At 40.1% G+C, this 4,639-nt stretch carries 4 protein-coding genes; 3 read left to right on the plus strand and 1 reads right to left on the minus strand.

Annotation, left to right across the window (positions count from 1 at the left end):
* The 3 genes from JFC08_RS13440 to JFC08_RS13450 form a co-directional block, all read left to right on the plus strand.
* On the plus strand, positions 1-557 hold a 557-nt coding region (locus JFC08_RS13440; RefSeq protein WP_198331081.1), incomplete at its 5' end, for a recombinase family protein.
* A gap of 532 nt (positions 558-1,089) precedes the next feature.
* Positions 1,090-1,419 carry a hypothetical protein gene (locus JFC08_RS13445; protein WP_198331082.1) on the plus strand — a complete coding sequence of 110 codons (330 nt, stop codon included), beginning with the start codon at positions 1,090-1,092 and terminating at the stop codon, positions 1,417-1,419.
* A 640-nt stretch (positions 1,420-2,059) separates the two neighbouring features.
* On the plus strand, positions 2,060-3,679 hold the full coding sequence (locus JFC08_RS13450) for an AbgT family transporter (RefSeq protein WP_144298058.1): 1,620 nt from the start codon (positions 2,060-2,062) through the stop codon (positions 3,677-3,679).
* Between the two features lie 248 nt (positions 3,680-3,927).
* On the opposite strand, the gene JFC08_RS13455 is transcribed toward JFC08_RS13450, so the two are convergent.
* Positions 3,928-4,407 (minus strand): hypothetical protein, encoded by a 480-nt coding sequence (locus tag JFC08_RS13455; protein ID WP_198331083.1) that lies wholly within the window; start codon positions 4,405-4,407, stop codon positions 3,928-3,930.
* Between the last annotated feature and the right edge of the window lie 232 nt (positions 4,408-4,639).

Raw genomic sequence — 4,639 nt, forward strand, 5'->3', positions numbered from 1 at the left:
TTGCCAACGATCATGGCCACAAAATTGCTGCCTTCTATGTCGAAAACGAATCAGGAGCTATTTTAGTGCGACCAAAGCTTATGCAGCTGATTGAAGATGCTCATAAGGGCGATGTGATCTTAGTTGAGCAAATTGATCGCTTGGCGCGTTTGAACCAAGCTGATTGGGATACGCTCAAAAGAATGCTATCAGAGAAAAAGCTATCTATCGTATCAAAAGAGCTGCCGACCTCATATATGGCGCTTCAACCTGAAACCAGCACTGAATTTATGAGCAGTGTATTGCAAGCCATCAACTCAATGATGCTAGATATGCTCGCAGCCATTGCTCGAAAAGATTATGAGGATCGCCGTAACCGTCAAATGCAAGGTATTGCTCGTGCTAAGGCAGAAGGTAAGTATTCAGGACGTAGGAAAGATACGGAGAAGCGTAAGATCATCGCTAGTCTACTCAAATCAGGTCATAGCTATTCTGAGATACAAGATATGACCAAGTGCTCACGGCATCTGATTGCTGATGTGGCCAAAGAAAGAGCGAAACTGATCACTGCTCATTAAGTGGTTCCACTACAGCAGTCTGTTTTAAGTAGTCTATTAATGGATTAATGAGCCTTTTTAGATGGTTCCGCTGGGATATACGCTAAAAAGGATATGAGCCTAATTTTCATATTAACTATTATGCTTGCAATTCGGTTTTCCAGAGTGCTGTAGTGAGTTTGGCGGTTTTAATAGGTATTTAGTAAGAACTCTCTAGTACTATCAACTCCAATAATGCTTTTACCCTTGCTGGAGTAAATCCTACTTCGAGCACTCCTTTATTATCTAAATATCTAACTTGCCTTGGAATCAGTTTCTACGGAATTGACCGCATCGCTCAAAGCAGTTTATTTTGCTTACTTAAAAGGTACAAAAGTGTTACAATTTAATTAATCTTTATGTTACTACCGATACAATTAAAAGTTAATTAAGGCCAGTATCTTCAGGGCTTATATTCGTTATTCTCTGAATAGGATTACTACTTAATTATTTTGTAAAAATTATAAAGTACTAAAAGTGTTTTATAGATAACTACCTCTAGGAATTAAGAGTAATGATTAAAAAAATCCGATCAGTATTTGCTCGTAAATATAAAGAATCTATTCCTGAGACTCTGAGCCCGACCCTTATCAATGTTAGGATATTAGAAACGTATTCTATCCGGTGTAGCTGTGGTTCATTAGCAGTCCCTATTGGGGAAAGAGGTGTTTCTTATCAATGTATTCGTTGTGGCAAGCAGCCGTCTGAAGGGCCAAAATATAATTTCGGGCAGAGAACTCTCACCAATCAGTTAAATCTAGCGCCTAAAAAAGATAGCCAGATACTTCATATAGATTTCTACGAAGATGCTATAGCTATTATGAAACAAAAAAACTATAGGTAGCATTATGTACACTCACAAGTACACTGCTATTATTTTCAGCCGATTAATCTATCAGCGCATATGACATACAGCTAGATGTTCAAGTCCTCACTAGGGAACCGCACCAGTGAAATTGGTTTGTCATAGGCATACTTACAATAGATTATAGTGAAGTGATAGGGTGACGGAGCAGGCGGTAGTACTTTAATATTGGCCCGAACTCATATTACAACTTATGATCATTAATAAAATCAACCATCACTTGGGCGGTCCGCCCATCTCCTCCTAGGCATAAAAGCGCCCGCGTTCCTTATAGTTTCGTTGGCTTATTTGAGCTCTTTATTTTTGCGCTCAAGCGCTTTGATGACTGACCAAGAGGCATTATAGTTCGGTTAAGTTGTTCATGGAAGAAATCCTGTTTGCATAAGTTGGTCTTGGTAAACCTACTTTAGCAATTGTGAACTTCTTGTTTTTGTCTTTTTTGGCGCTCCCTTCTCCTGAACTGGGGTTATTTATTACTCAAAATTCTAAACAATTTGTTTTATGAGACAAAATTATTTGTTTCTGTTTTCCAATTATGTTCCAATCATAACCTTTTATCGGTGTTTTCATACACTTTAAGCGCATCAAAAGTACTTAATCTTGAAGGAGATAATCGGCTATGCAAGGAAGTAACTCGCCAAATGGCAATCCGCCACATAATAATTTTGATGCAGCAGAGCAAGATTCGCGCATGCAGCGGTTTTTAAAAGGAGTAGAGTGGCTCGGTAATTTACTACCGCATCCTGTTATTTTATTTGTATGGATGTCAGTATTTTTACTGGTTCTTTCAGCAGTACTGTCTTACTTTGGTATATCGGTAATCGATCCACGACCAGAGGGTGCAAGCGGCCGTAGCGCTGATGGAACTATTGAGGTCGTCAATTTATTAAATGGCGAGGGCTTAGCTCGTATTGTTGAAAACTTGGTGACCAACTTTACTGGTTTTGTGCCACTTGGTACGGTGCTGGTAGCACTACTTGGTGTTGGTATCGCTGAGCGCTCTGGAATGATATCAGCCGCACTACGTGGGCTAGTGTTAAACGCGCCAAAGAAAATGGTTACCTTTACTATTGTGTTCGCAGGTATTATGTCAAACACGGCCGCTGAGCTTGGTTATGTGGTTTTGATACCACTTGCTGCGGTCATATTTCACTCTCTTGGTCGACATCCATTAGCTGGTATCGCGGCGGCATTTGCTGGGGTATCTGGTGGTTATAGCGCTAATCTATTACTTGGCACAGTTGATCCTTTATTATCAGGGATTACTCAAGAAGCGGCACGTATCATCGATCCAGCTTACACTGTTGGGGCAGAAGCCAACTGGTACTTTATGATGGTGAGTACTTTTTTGATTAGTGGTTTGGGTTATCTTGTGACCGAGAAAATCGTCGAGCCAAGCCTTGGTAAGTACAATCCTACTGACGCCGATGATCCCTCAGTATTAGATACCAAAGCTGAGCGCGTATCTACTATTGAGAAAAAAGGACTTTTTTGGGCTGGTATTAGTATGCTGGTATTCTGTTTATTATTGGCTTGGACCGTGGTACCTGCTGACGGCATCCTGCGTAATGCTGAGACAGGTCTGTTGTCAGGTTCGCCATTTTTAAAGGGTATCGTTGTCTTCATTTTTGTGTTCTTTGCCATACCTGGTTATATATATGGAAAGATTACTGGTAGCATAAAAAACAACCAAGATGTAGTAGATGCGATGAGCCATGCGATGAGCTCGCTCAGTATTTATATCGTCTTAGTCTTTTTTGCAGCACAGTTTACCGCCTTCTTTAATTGGTCAAACCTTGGTTCTGTAATGGCAGTATCTGGTGCAACTTTCCTAAACGATATTGGTTTAACAGGTCCTTTCTTATTGATCGGTTTTATCTTGATATGTGCGGTGGTTAACTTGATGCTTGGTTCGGCATCTGCGCAATGGGCCGTAACAGCACCAATATTTATCCCCATGCTAATGCTAACTGGCTATGCGCCTGAGATGATACAGGCCGCATACCGTATTGGAGATTCGACTACCAATATCATTACCCCTATGATGAGCTATTTTGGTCTCATTATGGCAGTTGCTATTCGTTATAAGAGAAATACTGGTGTTGGCACACTTATGGCGATGATGTTACCTTATTCAATTGCGTTCTTAGTTGGTTGGATTATTTTATTTTGCGTCTGGGTGTTTGTATTTGGTCTGCCAGTAGGCCCTGGTGCAGAGACGTTTTATCCTGCTAGATAGTAGTGAATCGAAGGTTTGCTAAATGACCCCAGTTCGGGAAAAGGGAGCGCCAAAAAAGAAGTCCACAATTGCTAAAGTAAATTTATCAAGACCAACTTATGCAAAAAGGACTTCTTATATGGACAACTTTTACCAATCATTCAAGCCAGAGTTTGAAACCCACCTCATCGCTAGTGGCCGGCGTCAATTGAGACCATGCTATAGATTCTTTTTAGCTTCTCTCTAACACCACGTTTTTAGTATTTCTATTATCCGCGGTAGTTTGGATCACTGACATCAGTAGAATAAGTATTATCATCTGACAACAGATCACGTATGTCATGCTCAGCATTACCGTAAGACTGAGTTTGTTGCTTGTTTTCAGATTCGCGATCAGATTCTTTTATATTGACCGCAGATGGATCTTTTTCCTCACCCAAGCCCATATCGCCACCCAAACTTTCAATCATACTTTTAAACAATTCTTTATCCGATTTTCTCGTTAAAAAATCTGGAAAATGAATCGCAAAATACTCTCGAATCATCTGCTCACTCTCACCATCAGTTGCCAATACCTGACCCAAAAACGCCCCCATTAGAATCTTCTGCTTGTTTAATCGTTTATCCAGCTTCACTTGCTGAACCTTAGCTTGGCGTTTTAATTCTTCTAACCGTTGACGCTCTTTTAGCTCATTAGAGTCTTGACTATCAAAAATAGACACAGGCGTTCTATTATTAGATACTGACATTAGATTTATCCTTATCGATTAAATTTTACTCAGCATAGCAAGCACCTCACTATCATTCAATCACTTGTGATAAGCTTTAACACAACCACATCCGAAACCTTAGATAGCTTATTTTAACATTTAATGGTGGCGTCTCCCTGACTAAGGGCGAAGTAACGACTCAAAATTTAATCTATCCACTTCGTTACTATTCTTAATTTTGAATCCTTCTTCGTTGGGGAAACCCCAAACC

Origin of the sequence: Psychrobacter cibarius (genome assembly GCF_016107535.1) — a bacterium.
Lineage (GTDB): Bacteria > Pseudomonadota > Gammaproteobacteria > Pseudomonadales > Moraxellaceae > Psychrobacter > Psychrobacter cibarius.